Raw genomic sequence first — 22,843 nt, forward strand, 5'->3', positions numbered from 1 at the left:
AGACGGCAGCGTCATCGGGCGGCGCGGTCCGGCCCCCCGTCCGTCCTGGCCGGCGTCAGCCGGTAGACCGAGAAGACGAAGTCGGGGCAGACCATCTGGCACGCGGTGCAGCCGGTGCAGCCCGGTGTCAGCTCCGGAAACCGGTAGCCCATCTCGTTGACCTCGTCGGACATCACGAGCACCTCGGGCGGGCAGGCGATGACGCACAGCTCGCAACCCTTGCAGCTCTCGACGTCGATGACCAGGGTGCCCCGGCTGCTTCTCGTCGCGTTCTCCGGTGCCGTCACGGGCGTACTCCTCCGGTCGTGGCCCGCACGATGCCGAGCAGTCGGGCCCGGTCCCCGGTGGCGGGCGGCGCGGCCTCCGCCGCGAAGACGCCGCGTCGTTGCAGCGCCCGCACCGCGTTCTCGGCCGTCATCAACACGTGGTCGAGGCTCGCCTCGGCGGCGGCCTCGGGATCGCCGGCCGTCAGCGCCGCGTGTTCGCGGCGCAACGCGGCCCGTTCCTCGTCCATCGCGTCCTCGATCGAGAACCTGGCCGCGACCGGCACCAGACCGCTGAAGGTACGCAGCAGCGCCCTGAGGTGCGGCCCGGCGGCGGCGAGGTTGACCACCTTGCGGAACTCCCGGGCCAGCCGCTCGAACTCGTCCACCTGGTCGCAGCCGCCCAGCGCCTCGATGAGCTTGTCGAGCGTCTCGCGCAGCCCGGCGTCGCCGGACGTGGCCGCCCGGCTGCTGGTCAGCGCGCTCAGCATGCCGTACAGCTCGAACGCCTCGCGGACCGTGCCCGCGTCGAAGGCGGAGACGAACGCGCCCCGGTAGTGCGGCATGCTCACCAGGCCGTCGCGCTCCAACTGCATCAGCCCCTCCCGGACCGGGACCCGGCTGACGTCGAGGGTGGTGGCGATGCTGTCGAGGTCGATCCGGTCACCGCTGCGCAGCGTGCCGTCGAAGAGCAGCCCGAGAATGTGTCCGGCGACGGCCTCACCCGCCTTCGCCCGTACCAGTGCCGTCATGTGACCAACTCCCCGAGTGGATAGCTCTGCTCCAGCGACCCGCCAAGATAACCAGGGCCCTCGCCGGCCGGCACGAACCATCCCGTGGGGCACATGGTGAGGATCTCCACCAGGCTGAACCCGGCACCGGAGAGCTGCGTCTCGAAGGCGCGGCGCAGCATCCGTTTCGTCTGGGCCACCCCACCGGCGGTGGAGACCGCGCCCCGGGCGACGTAGGCGCTGCCCTGCAACCCCGCGACCAGATCGGCCACCGGGATGGGGTATCCGTGCGCCTCCGCGTCCCGACCGGCCAGGCTGGTCTTGGTCCGCTGGCCGAGCACGGTGGTCGCGGTGAGCTGGCCGCCGGTGTCGCCGAAGACGCCGTTGTTGAGCATGACGCAGGTGATCTTCTCGCCCCGGGCGGCGGCGTGCAGGACCTCCTGGAGCCCCTCGTTGGCCATGTCGCCGTCGCCCTGCATGGTGAACACGGCGCACTCCGGCCGGACCCGCTTGATACCGGTGGCGCAGGAGGGCGCCCGGCCGTGCAGGCACTGGAGCACGTCGACGTCCATGATCCGTACGAAGCTGCCGTAGCAGCCGTGCCCCACCACCCCGATGGTCCGCTGCACGATGTCGAGTTCCTGAAGGACCTCCAGCAGCAGCCGCAGCGCGACCGGCTCGCCGCAGCCCGGGCAGAGCGAGTGCTCGCCGAGGAGCAGCGACGGTCGTGGGTCGGCCACCTTGCGGGCGGGCACCGAGGGCGGGCCCGACGTGTCGATGACGATCTGTTCCCGGGTCATGCGGAGGCACCTCCGGTGAGTGCGGCGAGGATCCGGTCCCGGATCGCCGGCGCGTCCATCAGGTCGCCGTAGGCGAGGCCGGACTCGGCGATGCTGACTCCGCCGATGAACCGGACGGCCGAGCGGTCGGCGGCGTGGATGCGGACGTCGTCGAGCATCTGCCCGGCGTTGAGTTCGAACACGAGCACCCGGCGGGCCCCGGTGGTGGCGGCGGCCAACGCGTCCCCGGGGAACGGCCACAGGGTCACCGGCCGGAACCACCCGATCCGGTGTCCCTCGGCGCGCAGCTGCTCGACCACGTACTCGACGAAGAGCGCCGCGGTGCCGAAGGCCACCACCACCGTCTCGGCGTCCTCGACGTGCGCCTGCTCGAACCGGGCCTCGGTGGCGGCGATGGCGTCGAACTTGTCGGCCACCGCCCGCCAGTGCCGGTCCGGGCCGGGGCCCGGGTCGGTCGCCTTGCCCATCGCCCAGGTCCAGACCTGGCGGGACCGGCCGGTGCCGCCGCCCGTGCCGTCGAGCACCCAGTCCCGCTCCGGCAGCGGCCCGTGGTCCTGGGGCGCCACGGTGACCGAGACGCGGGTCTGGGCGATCAGGGGGTCGCCGTACAGGATCACCGGGGCGCGGTACAGCTCGGCGAGGTGGAAACTCAGTTGGGTGTGCGCGACCGCCTCGGTGACGTCCTTCGGCGCGAGGGTGATCGTCCGGTAGTCCCCCCAGCCGCCGCCGCGCGTGCACTGGAAGTAGTCCTGCTGGTTGCGGGCCATGTTGAAGACGACGAACGGGGTCTGGTTGAGCGCCGCCTCGGCGATCGTCTCCTGCATCAGGGCGATCCCCTGGCCGCAGGAACCCGTGGCGGCCCGGGCGCCGGCCGCCGCCGCGCCGAGCACCATGTTGACCCCTTCGATCTCGCTCTCGGCGTTGACGCACACCCCACCGGCCGCCGGCAGCTCGCGCGACATGCTCTCGAGCAGGCCGGTGAACGGCGACATCGGGTAGCCGGCGAAGAAGCGGCAGCCGGCGGTGATCGCCGCCGCCGCGATGGCCGCGCTGCCCTCCAGCAACTCCCGGGTCACGACGTCACCCCCACCGGGGCGCCGACCGCCACCGCGGGCACGGCGGCGCCGGCGGCGAGCGCCCGGGCGTTGGCCGGGGCGTGCTGCCGGCGGTACGGCGGCAGCAGCTCGGTCATCGCCTCGACCAGCGCCTCGGGGTCGACCGCCCGGGCGACCGCGTTGTACGCCCCGAGCAGCACGAACCCGATCGCCTGGGGCGCGTCGACGGACTTCGCCACGGCGCTGGCGTCCACCGGGTACACGGTCGTCTCGGGCAGGCTCGCCGGGTCGACGAGCGGCACGTTCACCACCGCCGGCCCGCCGGGGCGCAGCCGCGCCAGGGCCGGCTCGCTGAACCGGTGGTGGACGACGATTGCCGACCAGGCGGCGGCGAGCACCGGCAGGCTCCGCAGCGGCGCGTCGCCGATCACCACGCCGGCCCGGGAGGGGCCGCCGCGCATCTCGCCGCCGTAGTCGGCGGTCAGCATGGCGTACCGCCCTTCGCGGGTGGCGGCGAGCGCGAGGGTCTTGGCGAGTAGCTGGATGCCCTGACCGCCGACGCCGGTGACCACGAGTTCACGCTCCATGCGGTCCTCCCCAGCTGAGTCCTTGACCTTGTTTGGATATTAGATACAAAATTCAATCGGCAAGGCAAGGGCCGTCCCGACCCCCGCCCGTCGGAAGGAGCACGATGCGCGCCGCCGTCCTGCACGGCTTCGGCGACCTCCGGGTCGACGAGGTGCCCGATCCGGAGGTCGGCCCCGGTGAGGTGCTGATCGACGTCTCGTGCGTACAGCCGAGCGTCACCGAGTGCATGCTGATCGCCGGTGAGCCGATCGCCCTGCACCGACGGCTGGCCGAGGCGCTGGCGGACGGCCCGGTCCGCTTCGGGGGGCACGAGTTCTGCGGGGTGGTCGGCGCGGTCGGCGCCGGGGTCCGGAACTACCGGCCGGGTGACCGGGTCACCGCCGTCGAGACGCTGACCTGCGGGCGCTGTGCCGCCTGCCGACACGACCGCGCCGACGCCTGCGTCCGGCCCGAGTTTCTGGGCTTCACCCGCCCGGGGGCGCTGGCCGAGCGGGTGGTCGTACCCGAGAGCGCCGTGGTGCCGATCCCCGCGGGGGTGAGCGCCACCGCGGGCGCGGCGATCCAGCCGCTCGCCGGGGCGCTGCACGCCCACGCCCTGGCCGCCGTCGCGCCGGGCGAGAGCGTCCTGGTCCTCGGCGCCGGCGTGATGGGCCTGCTCGCCGTCCAGGTCGCCCGCCGGGGCAACGCCGGCCTCGTCGCGGTCAGCGGCCGGAGCCCGGCCAAGCTCGCCCTGGCCCGGCGGTTCGGCGCCGACCTCGTCATCGACGCGACGACGGACGGCACCGAGGGGGACCATCCGGTGCTGACGGCGATCCTGGCGGCGACCGGGGGCGTCGGCGCGGACGTGGTCGTCGAAACCGCGGGCGGGTCACCGGGGCACGGCCTGTCCGGCGTGGACACCCTGGAGCTGGCCGCCCGCTGCGCCCGCCGGGGTGGCCGGGTGGTCGGCGTCTCGGTGCTGCCCGACGGCGCGCCGGCGCCCCTCGGCCTGCTCCGCGAGCGGGCGGTCTCCCTGCTGCATCCCCGTTCCGGCGCCGGCGGATACTCCCCCTCCGGAACCGTCTTCACCCAGGCCCTGCGCCTGGTGGCCCGCTCCGACGTCGACGTGGAGTCCCTGGTGACGCATCAACTGACCGGCATCGAGGCCATTCCGGAGGCGGTGCGGATGACCCGGGACAAGACGAGGTACGGCGCGATCAACCCCGCCCAGGTCCGGCTCGGCGCCGGCTGGGGGCAGCCGTGAGCCTGCTGATCGGCGAGATCGTCCGGCTGACCGCCCGGATGACCCCGACCGCCGTGGCGGCCACCCTGTGCGGCCGACGGATCACCTTCGGCGAGCTGGACCGGCAGGCGAACCGCACGGCGAACGCCCTCGCCGGGCTGGGGGTGCGGGCCGGCGACCGGGTGGCCTGGTCGGCGGCGCCGACCCTGCGTACCCTCGACGGTTTCGTCGCCTGCGCCCGCCTCGGGGCGGTCTTCGTACCGCTCAATCCGGGCCTCTCCCCCGTCGAGACCGAGGCCGTGCTCGACTACCTGGAGCCCCGCCTCCTGGTCAGCGACCGGACGGACGCGCCGGCGGGAGCACCGCTGGCCGGCCTCGGCGGGGCACCGGGCGCCGGTGCCGACCTCGACGCGCTCACCGCCCGGGCGGCGGCCACCGCGCCGGCGGGCGCCGACCGGCTGGCCGACACCGACCCGCACATCATCTACCTCACCAGCGGCAGCACCGGTCAGCCGAAGGGCGCGCTGGTCAGCCACCGGGCCAGCTGGCTGCGCGCCGCGCCGGGCGGCGGCACCTTCACCGCCGCGATCCGCGGCCCGGGCGGCGTGTTGTGCAGCTTCCCGCTCTACCACTACGGCGGCTGGCACTACGTGCTGGAGGCGTGGCAGAACCGGACGGCCGTGCACCTGGTGCCCCGGGCCGACGCGGCCCGGCTGATCGACGTGGTCCGCACCGAACGGCCGGCCGCGCTCTACTGCATCCCGGCGGTGTGGGAGCGGCTGCTCGACAGCGAGCACCGGCGGGCCGACCTCTCCTCGCTGCGGCACGCCGACACCGGCACCTCGGCCCTGCCGGCCGATCTGGTCGCGCGGATCAAGGACCGGTTGCCCGGCACCACCACGACCATCCTGTACGGCTCCACCGAGGCCGGTCGGATGAGCGCGCTGCCGGACGCGGACCTGGCCCGGAAGCCGGGCAGCGTCGGCCGGCCGGCCTTCCCGGGCGCCCTCTGGGTGGCCGCCGAGGGCGTCGGACAGGTCGGCGAGGTGCTGGTCACGGGCCCGGCGCTGATGTCGGGCTACCACCGGTTGCCCGCCGAGACGGCGGCCGCTCTGCCGGACGGCGTCTACCGATCGGGCGACCTGGGCCGCCTGGACGAGGAGGGCTACCTGCACCTCACCGGCCGGGTCCGGGAGGTGATCCGGACCGGGGGCGAGTCGGTCTCGCCGGTCGAGGTGGAGGCGGCCCTGCGCGGCCTGGCCGGCGTCGTCGACGTGGCCGTGGTCGGCCTGCCCGACGACCGTTGGGGCGAGGTCGTCTGCGCGGTCCTGGTGCTGGCGCCCGGCGCCACCCCGCCGGACGTCGGCACGGTACGCGGCCACGTCGCCGGTCGGCTGGCCGGTTTCAAGCAGCCGCGCCGGGTGGTCGTGCTGCCGGCCATCCCGCGCACTCCCGCCACCGGCCAGGTGCAGCGGTCGCGCATCCGGGAGTCGCTGCGGAGCGCCTCGTGACGGCGGGCGGGGTCAACCGGCGCGGAGCCGGGCGCGGAGCTCGGCCTTGGCGATCTTGCCACCGGAGCCACGCGGCAGGTCGTCGACGATCTCCAACCGCTCCGGCCAGTTCTCCTTGCTGACACCCCGGTCGGCGAGGTGCGCGCGCAACCCGTCCAGGTCGAGCGTGGCACCGGGACGCGGGACCACCACCGCGCACACCCGCTCGCCGTACGTCGGATCGGGCACCGCCACCGCCGCCACCATGGCGACCGCCGGGTGCGAGCCGACCTGGTCCTCCACCGCCGCCGCGCTGACGTTCTTGCCGCCCCGGATGATGAAGTCCTGCTTGCGGTCGACCACCCGCAGGTAGCCGTCCGCGTCGCTGGTGCAGATGTCCCCGGTCAGCATCCACCCGTCGGGGGTGAAGAGGCGTTCGTTGGCCGCCGGGTCGGCGAAGTAGCCGAGGCAGGTCGCCGGGCCGGCGCAGGCCGCCTGGCCGGGGCCGCCGGCGGCGGTGACGTCGGTGCCGTCCTCCGCGAACAGCCGGACGTTCATCTCGTCGATCACCCGGCCCGCCGTCCGCAGCCGCGCGTCGATGTCGTCGTCCATCGTGGTACGCGACAGCGCCCCGGTCTCGTTCGAGCCGAAGAACTGGAGTACGCGGGCACCGGTACGGCGCTCGAACTCGGCGGCCCGCTCGAAGGGCACCGCCTCCCCGCCGGTGAACATGCACCGCAGCGAGCTGAGGTCGTAGCGGCCCGGGTCGGCGTTCAGCATCATGATGAACTGCGTGCTCACGCAGCAGAGCACGGTCACCCGTTCCCGCTCGATGAGCTCCAGCGCCCCGGTGGCGTCGAACCGGGGCATCACCACCGTCGGCGCGCCGAGCAGGGTGGGGGTGAAGTTGGCCGTCCACTGGGCGAAGCCGTACGGGGCGGGGATCAGGGTGAGGAAGACGTCGTCACCGGTGAGCGCGCCGGCCTCGACGGCGAGCTGGTGGTAGTACATCCACCGGTTCTGGTTGTGCACCACGCACTTGGGCATGCCCGTGGTGCCGGACGTGCCGTTGAGCAGGTGGATGTCGCCGAGGCCCAGGGTCCGCTCGGCGATCAGCGCCCGCTCGGCGTCGGTCGGGCCGGGCCAGCCCGCCTCCGTCACGGTCGCCGGCAGCTCCAGCCGGACCCGCAGCGGCAGACCCTCGACCAGCCCGGCGACCGGCGTGCCCCGGTGCTCGGCATGGCTGATCAGCGCGGTGGCGCCGCTGGTGGTGAGCAGGTGCCGCACCTCCAGCCGGCCGGCGCGCGGCCCGACGGCGACCACCACCACTCCCGCCTTCAGCGCGGCCAGATAGGCCACGTGCACCGCGACGCCGTCCGGGAGCAGTACGCCGACCCGCTCGCCGCGCGCGAGACCGTGCCGCAGCAGCACCGCGGCCAGCCGGTCGGAGAGGTCGTCGAGGCCCTGCCAGGTGACCCGGTCGGCCCCCGCGACGAAGGCGGCCCGCCCGCCGATCAGGCCGGCGTGCCGGCGTACCCGGTCGACCAGGGTGTCGTCGCCCCACCGACCCACCTCGGCCAGCCGCTGCGCGACGTAGCGCTCGTGGGCGCTGCCGGCGACCGGGGCCGTTCCGGGTGGGAAGAGAGCCGCGACCTCGTTCACCTGCATCGTCACCCCTACCAAACAAGCGCTTGTTTATGGCATTCTGTGGCCGTACGACGAGACGTGTCAAGGAGGCGGGATGCAGATCTGGCGAACCCCGGAGACGGTCGACCTACTGACCGCCGCCGTCGCGCCCGGCGACCGGATCGACCGATCGTTCGAGGTCGGCGCCGGCATGCTCACCGACCACGTGCCCGGTTCGCCACCGGTGCTGTCCACCCCCGCCCTGATCGGGCTCCTGGAGGACACCGCCGCCGGCATCCTGCGCCCCCGCCTCGCTCCCGGCGCCTCCTCCGTGGGCACCTGGATCGGGGTGCACCACCGCGCCCCGGCGCTGAGCGGTGACCGGGTCGACGTGGCGGCGACCGTCGCCACCGTGGCCGGCCGGTGGATCACCTTCGACGTGACCGCCTCCGTCGCCGGCCGCGTCATCGGAAACGGCCAGGTCACCCAGACCCTGATCCGGGCCACGAAAGCCTGAGTCACCCCGGCCTGCGCCGGCCGGGAGCAAGCCGAGAGGGGCAGGCAACGCCGAGGCCGCCCGACCCGGGCCAGGCCCGCCCCTCGCCCGCGAAACGGTCAGAGCAGGGCCCGCAGGGCCGCCTTGTCGACCTTGCCACCGACACCCAGCGGCAGGGCGGGCAACCCGACCAGCCGCTCCGGCCAGTTGACCTTGGACACGCCCGTCGCATCCAGGTGGACCCGCAGCTCGTCGAGGGTCAGCTCGCCGCCGTCGCGGGTCACCACGAAGGCGCAGACCCGCTCCCCCAGCACCTCGTCCGGCATGCCGAGCGCAGCGACCTGGGCCACGCGGGGGTGTCCGCCGACGGCCTCCTCCACCACCGGGGCGCTGACGTTGTGCCCGCCACGGATGATGAAGTCCGCCGTGCGCCCGGTGATCGACAGATACCCGTCCTCGTCCAGCCGCCCCAGGTCACCGGTGCGCAACCAGCCGTCGGGGCGGAAGAGCAGCCGGTTGGCTGGCTCGTCACGGAAGTACCCGGGGGCGCAGCCGGGACCGTTCACCGCCACCTGGCCCGGGCCGTCGGGCACGTCTTCCCCGTCCGGGCCGAGCAGACGTACCCGCATCGCCGGCACCGGCCGTCCGGCGGTGCCCAACCGCGCCGGGCGGGGGTCGGCCACCCGGGTCACCGAGATCGGCCCGGCCTCGTTGGACCCGTAGAACTGGAGCACGGCACAGCCGGTGCGCTCCTCGAACTCCATCGCCCGGTGCGCCGGCACCCGCTCGCCGCCGGTGAAGAGGACCCGCAGCGAGGAGAGGTCCCGCCGGGCGAACGACTCGTGGTTCAGCAACATGATGAACTGGCTGGTCACGGCCGCCAGGACGGTCACCCGGTGGCGCTCGATCAGCTCCAGCGTCCCGGCCGGGTCGAACTCGGCGGCCAGGACGGTGGGGAACCGGTACCGGGCCGGCACGACGTGGGCGCTCCAGAGACCGAAGCCGTACGGGGCGGGCAGCGCGCTGAGCACCACCTCGTCCGGACCGAACGCGCCGGCGTCGGCGGCCAGCGCGGCGAAGTACTTGCGCACGTTCATGGTCTGCCGCACGCACTTGGGTCGCCCGGTGGTGCCCGAGGTGGAGTTGAGGAAGAACAGGTCGTCCGGGCCGAGGCCACGACCCTCCAGCAGGTCGACGGCGGCGGGCACCGACGGCATCGGCAGGTCGACGCCGTCGCGGCGCAGCACCGGCTGCCCGCCGACCAGATCCAGTTCCAGGTGTGCGGGCGCGCCGGTGGCGTGGGCGATCTCCGGACCGGGCCGGCCCCGGTGCACGGCCCGGCTGACCAGCGCGACGGCCTCGGTGTGCCGCAGCAGGTGGCTGATCTCGGCGTCACCCGCCCGGGGCCCGAGCCCCAGCGTGACCAGCCCCGCCCGCTGCGCGGCCAGGTACGCGACGTGCGTGAGCGCGCCCCCGGTGAGCAGGACGGCCAGCGGTCGCTCCGGCGGCAGGCCGGCGAGCACGTACGCGCCGGCCAGCCGGGTCGCCGCCGCGTCGTACTCCCGCCAGGTCAGCGTCCCCTCCGGGGCGTGGAAGGCCACGGCCTCCGGTGTGGCTACGGCGTTGCGGGCCACCAGGTCGGCGATCGTCTCGGCGTCCCAGGAACCGTCGGCGTGGTACCGCTCGATCGTCGCCGCGGAGAACTCAGACACCTGCCCCACCGTCCATTCGTAGCACCGCACCGGTGGCGAACCGTGCCTCCGGTGAACCGAGATAGGCGATCGCGCCCGCGATCTCCTCGGGTTGGGACACCGGCGGGTCGACCAGTGCCCGGCCGTGTGCCAGCAGCCTCGGGTCGGCGGCCGGCACCGGCGGCAGGTTCCGGGTCAGCCCGGTGTCGATCGAGCCGGGGCAGACGCAGGTGACCCTGACCCCCGCCGGGGCGTACTCGACGGCGAGCGCCCGGGTCAACGCGACCACCCCGCCCTTGGCCGCCGAGTACGCGGCGCTGTAGCGGTATCCCCGCACCCCCGCCAGCGACGAGACCGTGACCAGCGCGCCACGGGCCGCGCCCAGGTGCGGCAAGGCCGCCCGCGCGGTCAGGAAGGTGCCGGTCAGGTTGACCGCCAGCATCCGCTCCCACTCGGCGAGCGGGACGTCGGTGGTGTGGCCGAAGGAGGCCACCCCCGCCGCGGTCACCACCAGGTCCAGGCCGCCGCCCCACGCGAGGGTCCGGTCCACCGCCTCGCCGACCGCCGCCTCGTCCCGGACGTCCCCGGCGAGTGCCAGGCCGGCCGGGCCGAGGCCCGCGTCGTCGGCGTGCAGATCCAGGCAGGCCACCCGGGCGCCCTCGGCCGCCAACCGGCGCGCGGTGGCCCGGCCCAGCCCGGCGGCGGCGCCGGTGACCAGCGCGATCCTGCCCTCGTACCGGCCCCTCATCGGTCCGCCGCACCACCGTCGGCCGGCGCCGCGGACCGCCTCCTCGCCGGCCGGGGCCGGTGGGGTCGCGTCCACGGTCATGCGGTTCACCGCCTGGAGGTCGAGCGCGTCGTCCTCGGTCATCCGCTCGTCAGCCATCGCCGCCTTCTCGCCGCCGGTCGCCCTGCCGTCCGCGGTCGGCCCACCCGCATCGGCTGGATCAGCACGACTCGATGTTCAGGGCCGCGCGCGCTAAAACTTACCAAGCGCTTGGTTGGTTACGCTACCCTGGATCCGGAGCGACCCGACCCGTCGATGCCGCCGGTACACTCTCGGGGGCCGCCCGGCGGGAAGCCCTTCCGACGTCCAACGACCAAGACCCTGTTCCGTCGAGTCTGTCTGCGAGAAAACATGGCGCGAGAGCCTGGAGTCCGGCGCGAGGCGATCCTCGGCAGCGCCGCCGCCCTGTTCGCCAGCAAGGGGGTGGCGGCGACCACGGTCCGGCAGATCGCCGACGACGTCGGCATCCTCTCCGGCAGCCTCTACCACCACTTCGACTCCAAGGAGTCGATGGTCGACGAGATCGTCTCGTCCTTCCTCCGGGACCTCCAGCAGCGCTACGCGCAGGTCCTGGCACAGGAGACAGACGCCCGCCAGCGCCTGCACGACCTGATCGTAGCCTCGCTGGAGGTCGTCGAGGCACACCCGCACGCCACGGAGATCTACCAGAACGACGTCAACTACCTGTTGCAGTTCGACCGGTTCGACTATCTCCGCAACGCCGGCCGGGAGGTGCAGACCGCCTGGCTGACCGTCATCGAGGCCGGCCTCGCCGAGGGCACCTTCCGCGCCGACGTCGACCCGAAGATCCTCTATCGACTGATGCGGGACGCCGTGTGGTTGTCCGTACGCTGGTTCAAGCCCAGCGCCGACCACCCCACCTCCCGCCTCGCCGAGGACTGCACCTCGCTCTTCCTGGACGGCCTGACCAACCGCGCCAGGAACTGACCGACCGGGCACGGCGCCTAACGGTGCCGGCCGAGGTCGCCGGCGAACGCGTCGGCCACCGCGGCGACCGTCCACTGCGACATCCGCACGCTGGCGGCCTGCCGGGGCGGCGTCACCAGCGACAACTCGTCGCCGTCGATCCGGACGACCTGACCGGAGACGCCGGCCGCCGCGTCGGAGAGCAGATGGATGACGGCCGGGGCGTTGCTGGCCGCGGACTTGCCCACGTTCTGCCCCCGCGCCCGGTCGCCCAGGTGGCGCTCGAACGCCTCCGCCATCCGGGTGTGCGCGTTGGGCGAGACCGCGTTGACCCGCACCCCGGTGCCGGCCAGGTCCGCCGCCCAGCACCAGGTCAGTGAGGCGACACCGCCCTTGCTCGCACCGTACGCGGCGAGCGCCGCCGTGCCGGCCTGCGCGCCGGAGGTCACGTTCACCACCGAACCGGAGCCCTGCGCCAGCATCGCCCGGATCGCGTGCAGTCCGCAATGGGCGGTGCCGAGCAGGTTCACCTCCACCACCCGGCGGAACTCGTCGGGGTCCTGCTCGCGAGGGTCCGCCAACCGGAACAGCCCGGCGTTGTTGACCAACCCGTCGATCCGTCCGTACGCCTGGCGGCAGGTGTCGATCAACCGGCCGGCACCGGCCCAGGTGGCGATGTCCGAGTCGTCGGCCAGCGCCCCGATCGAGGCGGCCACCGACGCGGCGACCGTCGTGTCGACGTCGTTGACCACGACCGAGGCGCCCTCGGCGGCGGCGAGCCTGGCGTACGCCTCGCCCAGCCCCCGACCGGCGCCGGTGACGACGACCGCCTTGCCGGCCAGTACGCCGGGCATCAGGAGAGCCGCTCGATGATCAGCGCCATGCCCTGGCCGCCCGCCGTGCACATGGTCACCAGGCCGAACTGCCGGTCCCGGAACCGCAGCGCGTTGACCAGGGTGGTGGTCATCCGGGCCCCGGTCATGCCGAACGGGTGGCCGAGCGCGATCGCTCCGCCGTGGACGTTGAGCCGGTCGGGGTCGACCCCCAGCATCCGGTAGCTCGGGATCACCTGGGCCGCGAACGCCTCGTTCATCTCCACCAGGTCGATGTCGTCGATGGCGAGCCCGGCGTGGGCCAGCGCGCGTCGGCTGGCCTGCACGGGACCGAGGCCCATGATCTCCGGGCTGAGCGCGGAGACCCCGGTGGAGACCACCCGCGCCAACGGGGTCAGGCCGAGTTCGCGGGCGCGTACGTCGCTGAGCACCACCAGGGCGGCGGCGCCGTCGTTGAGCGGGCAGCAGTTGGCGGCGGTGACGGTGCCGTCGGGACGGAAGACCGGCTTCAGGGCGGCGACCTTCTCCAGGGTGACCCCGGCGCGCGGGCCGTCGTCGCGGTCGACCACGGTGCCGTCGGGCAGGGTGACCGGCGTGATGTCGGCGGCGAAGAAGCCGTCGGCGATCGCCCGCTCGGCCAGGTTCTGGCTGCGTACGGCGAACTCGTCCTGCTCCTGGCGGCTGACCCCGCAGTGCTGGGCCACGTTCTCGGCGGTGTGCCCCATGGCGATGTAGACGTCGGGCTCCAGCCCGGCGGAACGCGGGTCGGACCATTGCCCGCCGTCCTGGGTCAGGGCGGCGGTGCGCTGCTCGGCGGCGGCGTAGCGGGGGTGGTGGGTGCCGGGCATGCCGTCGGCCTTCCCCCGGTCGTAGCGGGAGACCATCTCCACGCCGGCGGAGACGAAGGCGTGCCCCTCCCCCGCCCTGATCGCGTGCAGGGCCATCCTGGTGGTCTGCACCGACGACGCGCAGTAGCGCTGCACGACGGTGCCGGGCACCTCGTCCAGACCTAGCCGCAGGGCGAGTATCCGGGCCAGGTTGTAGCCCTGCTCGCCGGCCGGCTGGGCGCAGCCCAGCAGGACGTCGTCCAGGGTCCGCGGATCCAGCGCGGGGACCTGCGCCAGGGCCGCCCCGGTGATCTCGGTGACGAGGTCGTCGGCGCGCATCCCGACCAGTGAGCCCTTGCCGGCGCGACCGATCGGTGAACGGGCCGCGGCGACGATGACAGCTTCCGGCATTGGTTCTTCCTCACTGAGTGACCGTCCAGCCGCCGTCGACCGGCAGCAGGACGCCGTTGAGATAGCCGGCGAGCGGCGCGAGCAGGAAGAGCACCGCGTGGGCGACCTCCTCCGGCCGGCCGGGGCGCCCCATCGGGTTGCGGGCGACGAGGTCGCGGCCGAGGTCGGTTGCGGCGAAGCCGGCGGTACGGGGGGTGTCGATCAGTCCCGGCGCGACCGCGTTGGCCCGTACCGCCGGGGCGAGCCGGGTGGCCAGGTGTCGGGTGTAACCGGCGATCGCCGCCTTTCCCGCGCAGTACCAGGCGGAATCGGTGCCGACCAGGTTCCCGGCGACCGAGGCGACGTTGACGACCGCCGCTCCGGCGCCGGGGCGGCCGGCGAGCCACGCGTCGGTGACCGTCCGCACGCTGCCCACGGTGAGCGCGAGCGCCCGGTCGAAGTCGAGGTCGGTGCTGCTCGCCGGGCCGGCGTTGTTGACCAGGTAACGGGCGGGGCCGCTGGCGGCGAGCGCCGCCCGTACCGCCGCGGGATCGGCCACGTCGACGGTCAGCGCGAGGGCGGCGCCACCACCGGCGACGATCTCGTCCGCCGTTCCGGCGACCGCCCGGTCCTGGACGTCCCACGCGGCCACCCGCAGACCGGCGGCGGCGGCCAGCAACGCGGTCGCCCGGCCGATCCCGCTGCCGGCGCCGGTGACGACAACCGTCTCACCGGCCGGAAAGGCGAAGTCCATGAAACGAACCTAGCAAGCGCTTGGTTGAATGGCAACGGTCCATCCGCCCGGCCGACCGACCGCGTGCACGACGCGCGTCGCGGCCGCCGGCCTTGCCGCGCCGTCACTCGCCCAGGATCTCGCGCCGATACCTGTCGATCGTCGTGGCGAGCAGTTCCGGGTCGCGTGGGTCGGCCCGGATGACCACCCGCGCCACGCCCAGCTCACGCAGGGCGTCCGCCTCCGCCCGGGTCCCCGGGCCCCGTACGGTCACCGCGACCTCGGCCGGATCCCGGCCGAGCGCCGCGCACTCGGCGCGGAGCCGGTCCAGCAGCCGGGCCAGGGCCGGCACGTCCACGCCGAGGGGTTGCAACTGCTGCCGTGTCGAGAATCTTTAGCGCTCTATGAGCTGCCATAGTGGTCGGGTGAACTTGAAGGAATGGGCTGCGTCCACCGGCGTCGCGTACATCACCGCTCGGCGGCAGTACGCGGCCGGGACGCTGCCTGTCCCCACGTACCGGCTAGGCCGCCTGATCATGGTCGGAGAGCCGGTGACAGGCGCGACGACAGATCCGGGCAGGTCGTGGTGTACGCCCGGGTGTCCTCGGCCGACCAGAAGTCGGACCTGGACCGGCAAGTCGCCCGCGTCACCGTGTGGGCCACTGGCCAGAAGCTCGGCGTGGACCGCGTGGTAATCGAGGTTGGCTCCGCGCTCAACGGGCACCGTAAGAAGTTCCTCGCCTTACTGCGTGACCCGCAGGTGTCGACGATCGTGGTCGAGCACCGGGACCGGTTCGCCCGGTTCGGGGCCGAGTACGTGGAGGCCGCTTTGGCCGCGCAGGGCCGCCGCCTGCTGGTGGTCGACCCGAACGAGGTCGACGACGACCTCGTTCGGGACGTGACCGAGATCCTGACGTCGCTGTGCGCCCGCCTGTACGGGCGACACGCCGCCGCGAACCGCGTCCGCCGGGCCGTCAAAGCGGCCACCGAGGACGACCCGGCGTGAAGGCCATCCAGGCGTACCGGTTCGCGCTTGACCTCACGCCCAGCCAAGAGCGCGATGCGCTCGCGCATGCCGGGGCCGCCCGGGTCGCGCACAACTGGGCACTGTCCCGAGTCAAGGCGGTCATGGACCAGCGGACAGCCGAACGTTCCTACGGGGTGCCGGACGAGCAGTTGACCCCATCGCTGTCATGGTCCCTCGCCGGGCTGCGCAAGGCATGGAACGCAGCCAAGCCCGACGTCGCGCCGTGGTGGGGCGAGGTGTCCAAGGAGGCGTTCAACACCGGTCTGGACGCCCTGGCCCGCGGCTTGAAGAACTGGTCCGACTCCCGCAAGGGCGCGCGGGCCGGACGCCCGGTCGGGTTTTCCCGGTTCAAGTCCCGCCGCCACACCACCCCGTCGGTGCGGTTCACCACCGGCGCGATCCGTGTCGAGCCCGACCGGATGCACGTGGTGCTGCCCCGGCTGGGTCGGTTGAAGCTTCACGAGTCCGCGCGGAAGCTGGCACGCCGTCTCGACAACGGCACCGCGCGGATCATGTCCGCCACCGTGCGTCGTGCCGGTGGCCGGTGGCACGTCGCGTTCTGCGTCGAGGTCGAGCGGGCCGACCGCGTTCCAGCCCGGCCCGGCAGTGTGGTCGGCGTGGACGTCGGGATCACACACCTCGCGGTGCTGTCCACCGGCGAACTCGTACCGAACCCGCGCCACCTGGCGGACGCGCAGCAGCGGATGCGCTCGCTGGGCCGATCCCTGTCGCGCAAGATCTGCCCAGACCGACGCACCGGCCGCCGCGCGTCAAAGCGGTGGCAACGAGCGGCGGCCCGGCTCGGCCGCGCGCACGCCCGGGTGGCGAACCTGCGCCGCGACGGCCTGCACAAGCTCACCACCCGACTCGCCACGACGTGCGGCGCGATCGTGGTCGAAGACCTCAACGTGACCGGGATGCTGCGTAATCGGCGGCTCGCCCGGCACATCGCCGACGCCGGATTCGCAGAGATCCGCCGGCAGCTGACGTACAAGACCTCGTGGAACGGTGGCCGGCTCGTTGTGGCCGACCGCTGGTACCCATCCTCGAAAACCTGCTCGGGCTGCGGCGCGGTGAAAACCAAGCTGGCCCTGTCCGAGCGTGAATACACCTGCGAGGCGTGCGGCCTAATCATCGATCGGGACCGCAACGCCGCCCGTAACCTGGCCGCCCTGGCGGCTGAGTTCGACACCGCCGGGAGTGGCCCGGTGGCAGCGCGTGGAGCCGACCAGAAGACCCGCACACGCGGGCCGGTGGCCGTGAAGCGTGAACCCGGCACGACGCCAGTCGGTCAGACCGGGACCGTCCTACCGCAAGGCAGGACTACCGATCTTGTGCTCACGAAAAACGCACTGAAAGGTAACGGATAGAAGTCGGTGGCGAAGCGGGCGGCGCGGCGCACGGCCGCGACGCTGTGCCCGCCGACCATGACGGGGACCCCGCCCGGTCGGGTGGGCCGTGGCGCGCTGTGCACCGCGTCGAAGCGCACGGCAGAGCCGTGATGGCTGGCCGGTGCGCCGGTCCAGAGCGCGCGCAGCACGTCGAGGTACTCGTCGGCGAGCCGGCCCCGACCGGTGAAGGGCACCCCGACCGCGTCGTACTCCTCGCGGAGCCAGCCCACCCCGACCCCGGCTATCAACCGGCCGCCGCTGAGCACGTCCAGCGTGGCCAGCCTCTTGGCCAGGCCGACGGGGTGGTGCAGGGGAAGGATCAGCATGGCCTGCCGAGCACCAGCCGGCTGCTGTGCGCCGCCGCGAAGGTCAACCACTCCAGCGGGTCGGGGATGTCGTCGGCGGGCCCCAGCCCCATCCGGCCGCTCGGGTCGTAGGGATAGCCGGACCGGTAGGTGTCGGGCACCACCAGGTGCTCCACCGCCCAGACCGACTCGCAGCCCAGTTCCTCGATCCGCCGCACGAAGGCCGCGGTGACGCCGGGATCGGCCGCGCCGCGCCCACCCAGCACCGGCATCACGCCGAGCTTGAACCCCATGCCGACAGCCCACCAATCCCTTGCTCGGCAGTGACCGGGCCCTGGCCAGCGACCGGGCCCGGTTCGTCACCGGCCAACTGCTCGCGGCTCACGGGCGGCCACCCGGGTGGCCGCCCGTGAGCCGCGAGCCCGGCGAGAGTCAGCTCGCCGGGCGCAGCTCGCGAGGACGTTGCACACCCATGGCGGCGCGGTACGCGTCGTCCAACGCACGGCCGCCCCCCTCCTCACAGGCCACCACCTCGCCCCGGACGAGTACGTAGCCACGGTCGACGATCCGGCGCAGCACCCCCAGGGCCGGCTCGGCGAGCAACACCGCCACGCCCTCGGCGGCCAGCGCGGTCACCGTCCGGCCGAGCTCCTGCACGATCAGCGGGGCCAGCCCGGTCGTCATCTCGTCCAGCAGCAGCACCCGGGGCGAGCCCATCAGCGCCCGCGCCACCACCAGCATCTGCTGCTCGCCGCCGGAGAGCACCCCGACCAGGCTGCGGCGGCGGGTCTGCAGGATCGGGAAGCGGTCCAGCGCGCCCTGCACGACGCTGCGCGGCAGGTGCAGCAGTTCCGCCATCACCTGGAGATTGTCGACGACGTCGAGGTGCGGAAAGAGCTGCCGCCCCTGTGGGACGATCGCGATCCCCGCCCGGGCCCGGGCCGCCGGCCGCAGCCGGCTGACGTCGGTGCCGTCCAGCAGGACCTGACCGGTGGCGGGCACCGAGCCGTAGGCGGCGAGCAGCAGGCTGCTCTTGCCCGCGCCGTTCGGCCCGACCAGCGCGGTGATGGTGCCGCCCGGCACCGTCACCGTCGCGGCGGAGAGGGCGCTGGCGTGCCCGTACCGGACGCTCAGCCCCTCCACCCGCAACTCATGAGCGGACATCCTCCACCCTCCCCTGTCGTCGCACCTGGTTGCCGGGCACGGCCGCGGCGTCGGTCCCGGCCGGGCCGGCATCGGCCGGCGCCTCGTCCCGGGCCCCACCCTCGTCCTCGGCGGCCTCGTCGTCGGCGTCGTGCGCGCCGAAGTAGACCCGCTGCATCTCCGGGCTGGCCAGGCACTCCCCCGGAGCACCGTCGAAGGCGACCCGGCCCCGGTCGAGCAGCAGCACCCGGTCGACCAGCCGGGCGACCAGGTCCACGTTGTGATCGACCAGGATCACCGCGTGCCCCCGTCGTTGGACGGTCCGGATGACCTCGGCGATGCCGGCGACACCCTGGGCGTCCGACCCGGCGAAGGGCTCGTCGAGCAGCAGGACCACCGGATCCTGGCCCAGGGCCCGGCCGACCTCGACCAGGCGTTGCTCGCCCAACGTGAGGTCACCCGCCATCCGGTCGAGCCCCTCGATGCCCAGTTCCCCCGCCAGTTGCCTGACGGCCTCCCGGTCGGCGGGGCGCTCCGGGCGCATTGCGCCGGCGAACGCGCCGACCAGCATCTGCCAGGGCGTGCCGTGCCGTCGCGCGTGCCGGCCGAGCAGCAGGTTGTCCCGCACGCTCAGGTGCAGCGCCAGCTGCGGGTACTGGAAGGTCCGCCCGAGGCCGACCCGAGCCCGCCGGGACGCCGGACCGGTGAGCTTGCGACCGCGCAGCAGCAGCTCGCCGGCGGTGGCCGCCTGCGCGCCGGAGATCAGGTCCACCAGGGTCGTCTTGCCGGCTCCGTTCGGCCCGACCAGGCCGAGGATCTCGCCCGGACGCAGCTCGAAGGACACCTCCGCCAGCGCGGTCACCCCGCCGTACCGCTTGGTCAGGCCGCGGCCGACCAGCAGCTCCGTCTCATCCACCGGTACGCCCCCTCCGTGGCAACGCGATCGCGCGCCGTCTCAGCTCGTCGGCGTAGCCGATCACGCCCTTCGGCGCGACCAGCATGATGACCAGCACGCCCAACGCGAGCAGCAACGTGCCGCTGGCCTGCACGGCCGGGAAGTTCAAGGTCAGCTGGACGGCGAGCACGGCGCCGGCGACCGCGCCCCAGGGGGTGCCGGAGCCGCCGATCAGCGGCATGAAGATCGCCAGGAAGACGATGTTCAGCGTGAAGGTGTCGGGCGTGACGCTGCCGGCCGAGTAGGTGAACAGGCCGCCGCCGACCGCGGCGATCGCCGCGCCGAGCGCCAGCGCGACCAGGTTCATCATCGGTACGCGGACACCGGCCGCCTCCACCGCCCGGGGAGCGTCCCGCATCGTCCGCACGATCACGCCCCACGGCGACAGGCGCAACCGGTCCAGCAGGAAGGCGACGACGCAGACCACCACCACCGAGCCGACCACCACCTGGTAGTGGCTCGGCGTCCAGCCGAACAGGTGCAGCGGACGCAGGTTGCCCAGGCCGGCGGAGCCGCCGGTGATCCCCTCGCCGTCGATGAGGAACGCGGTGAACGCCATCCCGAAGAGCAGGGTCACCGCCGCGAGGAAGAACCCGGACAGCCGCCGGGTGGCGAGCCCCAGCAGGACCGCGATGAGCGCCGCCACGATCGGGCCCGCGATCCAGGCCAGCAGGAGTGGCAGGTCGGTACGGGTCGAGATCAGGCCGACGGCGTACCCACCGATGCCGGCGTACGCGCTGTAGGCCATCGACAGCGAGCCCGCCATCAGGTACGGCACGTACATGCCGAGGGCGATCAGCGCGTACGTGACACTGGCGGTGACGAGCGTCTGCCGGTAGCCGTCGGAGCCCACCCAAGCCAGGATCAGCACCGCCGCGGCGACGCCGAGGGCGAGCCCGCCGATGCCGGGCACCTGACGGATGTCGCGGCGCCTCGGCGGGCCCTCGATGCGAGGCGCCGCCGTGCCGGTCATGCGCGCACCATCCGGACGAAGAGTCCCTGGGGACGGAAGGCGAAGAAGAGCAGGGCGATCAGGAGCATCCCGTACACGTGTGACTGGCCCCCGAAGTAATAGGGCAGGAAGACCTCGGCCAGGCCGAGCAGCATCCCGCCGAAGAGAGGCGCCCAGACCGAACCCGTGCCGCCGATCACGACGGCGAGGAAGCCGGACAGCGACCAGTGCAGTCCCGAGAGCGAGTGCACGCCGGCCTTGGGGGCGAAGAGCAGCCCGGCCAGCGCGGCGAGGAAGCCCGCCAGCAGGAAGGCGATCAGCCGGATCCGGTTGACCGGCAGGCCGAGCAGGGACGCCGCCTGTTTGCTGTCCCCGACCGCCCGCAACATCCGGCCGGTCCGGGTTGATCTGATCCAGACCGCGACCAGGCCGAAGGCGAACAGCGTCACGCCGATCAGCAGGAACGAGCTGGGCTGGACCACGATCTCGCCGACCGTGACCGGTTCGAAGGTGGCCAGGTTCTGCCCCGGCAACGTCGGGTGGCCGAAGAGGTACCCGGCGAACTGCTGGATGGCGAAGAGCACAGCGGCCACCGCGACCAGGGCGGGAAGCTCACCGCCGCCGCTGCGCCGCTGCACCGGCCGGACGACGCCCAGCTCGGTGACGGCCGCGAGCAGCAGGGTGACCGCCACCGCTATGCCGGCGGCCGACCAGACGCCGAGGTCGTACTCGATGACCAGCCAACTCGTGCAGAGGCCGCCCATCATCGCGTACGGGCCGATGGCGAAGTTGAAGAAACCGGCACCGACCTGGACAAGGTAGTAGGCCAGGGCCAGCATGCCGAAGAAACAGCCCATCTCCACCGCGGAGAGCCAGAGCTGGGGATCTGTCATCGTCACTCCCTCGGGAACGGCGGGAGGAGACCGGCCTCGACGGCCGGCCCCCTCCACCGGATCAACCGGAACAGGGCGGCTGGAAGGTGGACCAGGGGCCCTTCGGCTTGTTGTCGGCACCGAACTCGATCAGGGAGAGCCCGCACAGGCCATCCGCGCCGAGATGCTTCGTCGCCGAGAACGACAGGGTGAAGTTCGGCTGTCCGAAGCTGGCCGAGTAGCCGGTGAGGCTCTGGATCGCGGTGTTCAGCTTCGCCGGGTCGTCCGGGCTGCCGGCCTTCTCGATGGCCAGCTTCAGCAGCTGCACCGAGTCCCAGGCCTGCGCGTCGTACGCGGTGACCTCGTAGTCCTTGCCGTGCTTCTTCTTGAGCAGCTCGGTGAGCGCCTTGGTGCGGGGGTTCTCCTGGTTGATCGAGCCCATGAAGATCAGGCCCTCCAGCGCACCGGCGTTGGCCAGTTTCCAGGAGGAGGGCTGGTTGCCGATCGACGCCAGCGAGAACCGCGGCTTGCCGGAGAACTGCCGGGCCAGGGTGTTCTGGGCGAGCACCTCGAAGGCGCCGCCGACGCTCGTCACCAGCACGGCGTCCGGGTTGGCGTTCTTCAGCCGGGCCACCTGGGCGGAGAGGTCGGAGGCGTTGGCGGCGCCCTTCTCGGTGGCCACCACCGTGACGCAGCCGAGCCCGCCCAGCAGCGACTTGTTGAGCGCGGCGATGGTGGTGGTGTCGTCGGTCAACACGCCCAGCTTGCTGATGTTCGCCGCCTTGAACGCGCCGCAGTAGACGTCGGCCCAGTCGGCGGTGGTGTTGGCGAGCATGTAGATCAGCTCGTTGTTGGGCGGCTCGACCAGCGTGGCGGTGACGCCGGTCGGTGCGATCGCCGGCAACCCGAGCTGGGTCAGCGTCGACTTGGCCTGCATGATCGCCGCGCTGCCGCTCTGCAGCAGCAGTGCCTTGGCACCCTGTCCGGCGAGCTTCTGCAGCACCGCGGGAACCTTGGTCGGATCGCTCTCGTCGTTCTCGACGACCAGGCGTAGCGGACGGCCGAGGACCCCGCCCTTGTCGTTGACGTCCTGCACGGCCAGCCGGATCGTCTCGCCGGCGATCGTGCTGTAGGACGCGCCCGGACCGGTGCTGTCCTCGTCCATCCCGATGATGATGGGGGACCCGGAGGCGGTCCCATCGGTGGGCTTGTCGTTGCCGCCGCCTCCACCACAGCCGGTGACGGCCAGCAACAGGGCAACCAGGCCCGTCGCCAGACCGGTGGTGCCACTTCTTGATACGGCCACTTCTATCCCTGCCTTGCCGGTCGTCAGTGATAGGTAGTTGTGCGTCTCGCGTCGAAGTCGGTCGGCCGGCCCGGACGGCCGACCGGTGGCTGCCGCGCGCCCACGAGGCTCCGGCCGGGAATGAGGTGCCACCCCTCCCCAGAACCTAGCAAGCGCTTGGTTGTTTCCAATGATGGTGTCAGCCGCGGGCTGTGTCAAGCACCACAATGTGAGCTGCATGTTACGAATGAATCAAGAAGCACTTTCATCTTCGAAGTCGTCCGACTGCTGGGACACGCCGACGGCTTCGCAGCTCAGCCCCGGTCGCCGAGCGAGATCACCAGGCACCTGCGCGCCGCGGGCCACTCCAGCGCCCACAAGATCGATTACACTCCGTCACCAACGACGGATCGAGCCGACCTCGCGGTCGGCGGGCGGAGCCCGGCGACGGGTC

General features: G+C 73.0%; 24 protein-coding genes and 1 pseudogene. 6 read left to right on the forward strand and 19 right to left on the reverse strand.

From position 1 onward, the window contains the following. Positions 1 to 11 precede the first annotated feature (11 nt). The 5 genes from ACLQ20_RS21130 to ACLQ20_RS21150 are packed head-to-tail and all read right to left on the reverse strand — an operon-like array spanning position 12 to position 3,436. Positions 12 to 287 (reverse strand): 4Fe-4S dicluster domain-containing protein, encoded by a 276-nt coding sequence (locus ACLQ20_RS21130; protein ID WP_151452310.1) that lies wholly within the window; start codon positions 285 to 287, stop codon positions 12 to 14. After that, positions 284 to 1,015 carry a GntR family transcriptional regulator gene (locus tag ACLQ20_RS21135; RefSeq protein WP_192581208.1) on the reverse strand — a complete coding sequence of 244 codons (732 nt, stop codon included), beginning with the start codon at positions 1,013 to 1,015 and terminating at the stop codon, positions 284 to 286. The genes ACLQ20_RS21130 and ACLQ20_RS21135 overlap by 4 nt, the downstream gene beginning before the upstream one ends. Then, entirely contained in the window at positions 1,012 to 1,794 is a 783-nt protein-coding gene (locus ACLQ20_RS21140; RefSeq protein ID WP_151452312.1) for a thiamine pyrophosphate-dependent enzyme, read from the reverse strand. The genes ACLQ20_RS21135 and ACLQ20_RS21140 overlap by 4 nt, the downstream gene beginning before the upstream one ends. Then, positions 1,791 to 2,870 (reverse strand): hypothetical protein, encoded by a 1,080-nt coding sequence (locus ACLQ20_RS21145; RefSeq protein ID WP_151452313.1) that lies wholly within the window; start codon positions 2,868 to 2,870, stop codon positions 1,791 to 1,793. The genes ACLQ20_RS21140 and ACLQ20_RS21145 overlap by 4 nt, the downstream gene beginning before the upstream one ends. Next, the gene (locus tag ACLQ20_RS21150) at positions 2,867 to 3,436 is read right to left on the reverse strand and encodes a 2-oxoacid:acceptor oxidoreductase family protein (RefSeq protein ID WP_151452314.1); all 570 of its coding nucleotides are present in this window, start codon (positions 3,434 to 3,436) and stop codon (positions 2,867 to 2,869) included. The genes ACLQ20_RS21145 and ACLQ20_RS21150 overlap by 4 nt, the downstream gene beginning before the upstream one ends. Before the next feature lie 104 nt (positions 3,437 to 3,540). On the opposite strand from ACLQ20_RS21150, the gene ACLQ20_RS21155 reads away from it, so the two are divergent. After that, positions 3,541 to 4,680, forward strand: coding sequence for a zinc-dependent alcohol dehydrogenase (locus tag ACLQ20_RS21155; protein WP_151452315.1), 1,140 nt, complete (start codon positions 3,541 to 3,543; stop codon positions 4,678 to 4,680). Further along, on the forward strand, positions 4,677 to 6,170 hold the full coding sequence (locus ACLQ20_RS21160; protein WP_151452316.1) for a class I adenylate-forming enzyme family protein: 1,494 nt from the start codon (positions 4,677 to 4,679) through the stop codon (positions 6,168 to 6,170). The genes ACLQ20_RS21155 and ACLQ20_RS21160 overlap by 4 nt, the downstream gene beginning before the upstream one ends. Before the next feature lie 12 nt (positions 6,171 to 6,182). Here ACLQ20_RS21160 and ACLQ20_RS21165 read toward each other — a convergent pair whose 3' ends face one another. Continuing rightward, positions 6,183 to 7,817 carry a class I adenylate-forming enzyme family protein gene (locus ACLQ20_RS21165; RefSeq protein ID WP_151452317.1) on the reverse strand — a complete coding sequence of 545 codons (1,635 nt, stop codon included), beginning with the start codon at positions 7,815 to 7,817 and terminating at the stop codon, positions 6,183 to 6,185. A 73-nt stretch (positions 7,818 to 7,890) separates the two neighbouring features. Between ACLQ20_RS21165 and ACLQ20_RS21170 the strand changes: the two genes are divergently transcribed. Further along, positions 7,891 to 8,292 carry a thioesterase family protein gene (locus ACLQ20_RS21170; protein ID WP_151452318.1) on the forward strand — a complete coding sequence of 134 codons (402 nt, stop codon included), beginning with the start codon at positions 7,891 to 7,893 and terminating at the stop codon, positions 8,290 to 8,292. 98 nt (positions 8,293 to 8,390) lie between these two features. Here the strand turns inward: ACLQ20_RS21170 and ACLQ20_RS21175 are convergent, their stop codons facing one another. Together ACLQ20_RS21175 and ACLQ20_RS21180 are read right to left on the reverse strand one after the other, a co-directional pair. After that, on the reverse strand, positions 8,391 to 9,983 hold the full coding sequence (locus ACLQ20_RS21175) for a class I adenylate-forming enzyme family protein (protein ID WP_425857383.1): 1,593 nt from the start codon (positions 9,981 to 9,983) through the stop codon (positions 8,391 to 8,393). Continuing rightward, positions 9,976 to 10,848, reverse strand: a complete 873-nt coding sequence (locus ACLQ20_RS21180; RefSeq protein ID WP_358118569.1) for an SDR family NAD(P)-dependent oxidoreductase — start codon at positions 10,846 to 10,848, stop codon at positions 9,976 to 9,978. Before ACLQ20_RS21180 ends, ACLQ20_RS21175 begins: the two co-directional genes overlap by 8 nt. A 252-nt stretch (positions 10,849 to 11,100) precedes the next feature. Between ACLQ20_RS21180 and ACLQ20_RS21185 the strand changes: the two genes are divergently transcribed. Continuing rightward, positions 11,101 to 11,697 (forward strand): TetR/AcrR family transcriptional regulator, encoded by a 597-nt coding sequence (locus ACLQ20_RS21185; RefSeq protein WP_151452320.1) that lies wholly within the window; start codon positions 11,101 to 11,103, stop codon positions 11,695 to 11,697. 17 nt (positions 11,698 to 11,714) lie between these two features. Here the strand turns inward: ACLQ20_RS21185 and ACLQ20_RS21190 are convergent, their stop codons facing one another. From ACLQ20_RS21190 to ACLQ20_RS21205, 4 genes are all read right to left on the reverse strand, one after another. Continuing rightward, positions 11,715 to 12,530, reverse strand: coding sequence for an SDR family NAD(P)-dependent oxidoreductase (locus ACLQ20_RS21190; RefSeq protein ID WP_425857385.1), 816 nt, complete (start codon positions 12,528 to 12,530; stop codon positions 11,715 to 11,717). Beyond that, positions 12,530 to 13,747 (reverse strand): acetyl-CoA C-acetyltransferase, encoded by a 1,218-nt coding sequence (locus ACLQ20_RS21195; RefSeq protein WP_425857386.1) that lies wholly within the window; start codon positions 13,745 to 13,747, stop codon positions 12,530 to 12,532. The genes ACLQ20_RS21190 and ACLQ20_RS21195 overlap by 1 nt, the downstream gene beginning before the upstream one ends. Positions 13,748 to 13,757: 10 nt before the next feature. Next, positions 13,758 to 14,480 carry an SDR family NAD(P)-dependent oxidoreductase gene (locus ACLQ20_RS21200; RefSeq protein ID WP_151452323.1) on the reverse strand — a complete coding sequence of 241 codons (723 nt, stop codon included), beginning with the start codon at positions 14,478 to 14,480 and terminating at the stop codon, positions 13,758 to 13,760. Positions 14,481 to 14,583: 103 nt separating this feature from the next. Continuing rightward, positions 14,584 to 14,817, reverse strand: a complete 234-nt coding sequence (locus ACLQ20_RS21205; RefSeq protein ID WP_425857388.1) for a hypothetical protein — start codon at positions 14,815 to 14,817, stop codon at positions 14,584 to 14,586. Between the two features lie 67 nt (positions 14,818 to 14,884). On the opposite strand from ACLQ20_RS21205, the pseudogene ACLQ20_RS21210 reads away from it, so the two are divergent. Further along, positions 14,885 to 15,465: pseudogene (locus tag ACLQ20_RS21210) on the forward strand (IS607 family transposase). Beyond that, complete coding sequence (gene tnpB / locus ACLQ20_RS21215) at positions 15,462 to 16,856, forward strand: IS607 family element RNA-guided endonuclease TnpB (RefSeq protein WP_425857390.1); 1,395 nt, start codon at positions 15,462 to 15,464, stop codon at positions 16,854 to 16,856. Before ACLQ20_RS21210 ends, tnpB begins: the two are co-directional and overlap by 4 nt. Here the strand turns inward: tnpB and ACLQ20_RS21220 are convergent. From ACLQ20_RS21220 to ACLQ20_RS21250, 7 genes are all read right to left on the reverse strand, one after another. Continuing rightward, positions 16,778 to 17,203, reverse strand: coding sequence for an LLM class flavin-dependent oxidoreductase (locus tag ACLQ20_RS21220; RefSeq protein ID WP_327028938.1), 426 nt, complete (start codon positions 17,201 to 17,203; stop codon positions 16,778 to 16,780). The two genes, tnpB and ACLQ20_RS21220, sit on opposite strands and share 79 nt — an antisense overlap. After that, positions 17,197 to 17,475 carry a hypothetical protein gene (locus ACLQ20_RS21225; protein WP_425857392.1) on the reverse strand — a complete coding sequence of 93 codons (279 nt, stop codon included), beginning with the start codon at positions 17,473 to 17,475 and terminating at the stop codon, positions 17,197 to 17,199. The genes ACLQ20_RS21220 and ACLQ20_RS21225 overlap by 7 nt, the downstream gene beginning before the upstream one ends. A 139-nt stretch (positions 17,476 to 17,614) precedes the next feature. Next, positions 17,615 to 18,346, reverse strand: a complete 732-nt coding sequence (locus tag ACLQ20_RS21230; RefSeq protein ID WP_151452325.1) for an ABC transporter ATP-binding protein — start codon at positions 18,344 to 18,346, stop codon at positions 17,615 to 17,617. Beyond that, positions 18,333 to 19,241, reverse strand: coding sequence for an ABC transporter ATP-binding protein (locus ACLQ20_RS21235; protein ID WP_425857393.1), 909 nt, complete (start codon positions 19,239 to 19,241; stop codon positions 18,333 to 18,335). The genes ACLQ20_RS21230 and ACLQ20_RS21235 overlap by 14 nt, the downstream gene beginning before the upstream one ends. After that, positions 19,234 to 20,253: a branched-chain amino acid ABC transporter permease gene (locus ACLQ20_RS21240; RefSeq protein ID WP_151452326.1), complete on the reverse strand. Its 1,020-nt coding sequence runs from the start codon at positions 20,251 to 20,253 to the stop codon at positions 19,234 to 19,236. The genes ACLQ20_RS21235 and ACLQ20_RS21240 overlap by 8 nt, the downstream gene beginning before the upstream one ends. Then, positions 20,250 to 21,125, reverse strand: a complete 876-nt coding sequence (locus ACLQ20_RS21245) for a branched-chain amino acid ABC transporter permease (RefSeq protein ID WP_151452327.1) — start codon at positions 21,123 to 21,125, stop codon at positions 20,250 to 20,252. Before ACLQ20_RS21245 ends, ACLQ20_RS21240 begins: the two co-directional genes overlap by 4 nt. 61 nt (positions 21,126 to 21,186) lie before the next feature. Further along, positions 21,187 to 22,629, reverse strand: a complete 1,443-nt coding sequence (locus ACLQ20_RS21250; protein WP_225851855.1) for an ABC transporter substrate-binding protein — start codon at positions 22,627 to 22,629, stop codon at positions 21,187 to 21,189. Positions 22,630 to 22,843 lie beyond the last annotated feature (214 nt).

Source organism: Micromonospora sp. DT46 (assembly GCF_049841735.1).
GTDB classification, from domain to species: domain Bacteria; phylum Actinomycetota; class Actinomycetes; order Mycobacteriales; family Micromonosporaceae; genus Micromonospora; species Micromonospora reichwaldensis.

What these genes read in the sequence shown, in the direction of transcription:
- ACLQ20_RS21135 (WP_192581208.1), bottom strand. Translation starts at nt 1,015, where the DNA reads ATGACGGCACTGGTACGGGCGAAGGCGGGTGAGGCCGTCGCCGGACAC.
- ACLQ20_RS21140 (WP_151452312.1), bottom strand. Translation starts at nt 1,794, where the DNA reads ATGACCCGGGAACAGATCGTCATCGACACGTCGGGCCCGCCCTCGGTG.
- ACLQ20_RS21150 (WP_151452314.1), bottom strand. Translation starts at nt 3,436, where the DNA reads ATGGAGCGTGAACTCGTGGTCACCGGCGTCGGCGGTCAGGGCATCCAG.
- ACLQ20_RS21155 (WP_151452315.1), top strand. Translation starts at nt 3,541, where the DNA reads ATGCGCGCCGCCGTCCTGCACGGCTTCGGCGACCTCCGGGTCGACGAG.
- ACLQ20_RS21165 (WP_151452317.1), bottom strand. Translation starts at nt 7,817, where the DNA reads ATGCAGGTGAACGAGGTCGCGGCTCTCTTCCCACCCGGAACGGCCCCG.
- ACLQ20_RS21170 (WP_151452318.1), top strand. Translation starts at nt 7,891, where the DNA reads ATGCAGATCTGGCGAACCCCGGAGACGGTCGACCTACTGACCGCCGCC.
- ACLQ20_RS21180 (WP_358118569.1), bottom strand. Translation starts at nt 10,848, where the DNA reads ATGGCTGACGAGCGGATGACCGAGGACGACGCGCTCGACCTCCAGGCG.
- ACLQ20_RS21185 (WP_151452320.1), top strand. Translation starts at nt 11,101, where the DNA reads ATGGCGCGAGAGCCTGGAGTCCGGCGCGAGGCGATCCTCGGCAGCGCC.
- ACLQ20_RS21190 (WP_425857385.1), bottom strand. Translation starts at nt 12,530, where the DNA reads ATGCCCGGCGTACTGGCCGGCAAGGCGGTCGTCGTCACCGGCGCCGGT.
- ACLQ20_RS21195 (WP_425857386.1), bottom strand. Translation starts at nt 13,747, where the DNA reads ATGCCGGAAGCTGTCATCGTCGCCGCGGCCCGTTCACCGATCGGTCGC.
- ACLQ20_RS21200 (WP_151452323.1), bottom strand. Translation starts at nt 14,480, where the DNA reads ATGGACTTCGCCTTTCCGGCCGGTGAGACGGTTGTCGTCACCGGCGCC.
- ACLQ20_RS21220 (WP_327028938.1), bottom strand. Translation starts at nt 17,203, where the DNA reads ATGCTGATCCTTCCCCTGCACCACCCCGTCGGCCTGGCCAAGAGGCTG.
- ACLQ20_RS21225 (WP_425857392.1), bottom strand. Translation starts at nt 17,475, where the DNA reads ATGGGGTTCAAGCTCGGCGTGATGCCGGTGCTGGGTGGGCGCGGCGCG.
- ACLQ20_RS21230 (WP_151452325.1), bottom strand. Translation starts at nt 18,346, where the DNA reads ATGTCCGCTCATGAGTTGCGGGTGGAGGGGCTGAGCGTCCGGTACGGG.
- ACLQ20_RS21240 (WP_151452326.1), bottom strand. Translation starts at nt 20,253, where the DNA reads ATGACCGGCACGGCGGCGCCTCGCATCGAGGGCCCGCCGAGGCGCCGC.
- ACLQ20_RS21245 (WP_151452327.1), bottom strand. Translation starts at nt 21,125, where the DNA reads ATGACAGATCCCCAGCTCTGGCTCTCCGCGGTGGAGATGGGCTGTTTC.
- ACLQ20_RS21250 (WP_225851855.1), bottom strand. Translation starts at nt 22,629, where the DNA reads ATGCAGCTCACATTGTGGTGCTTGACACAGCCCGCGGCTGACACCATC.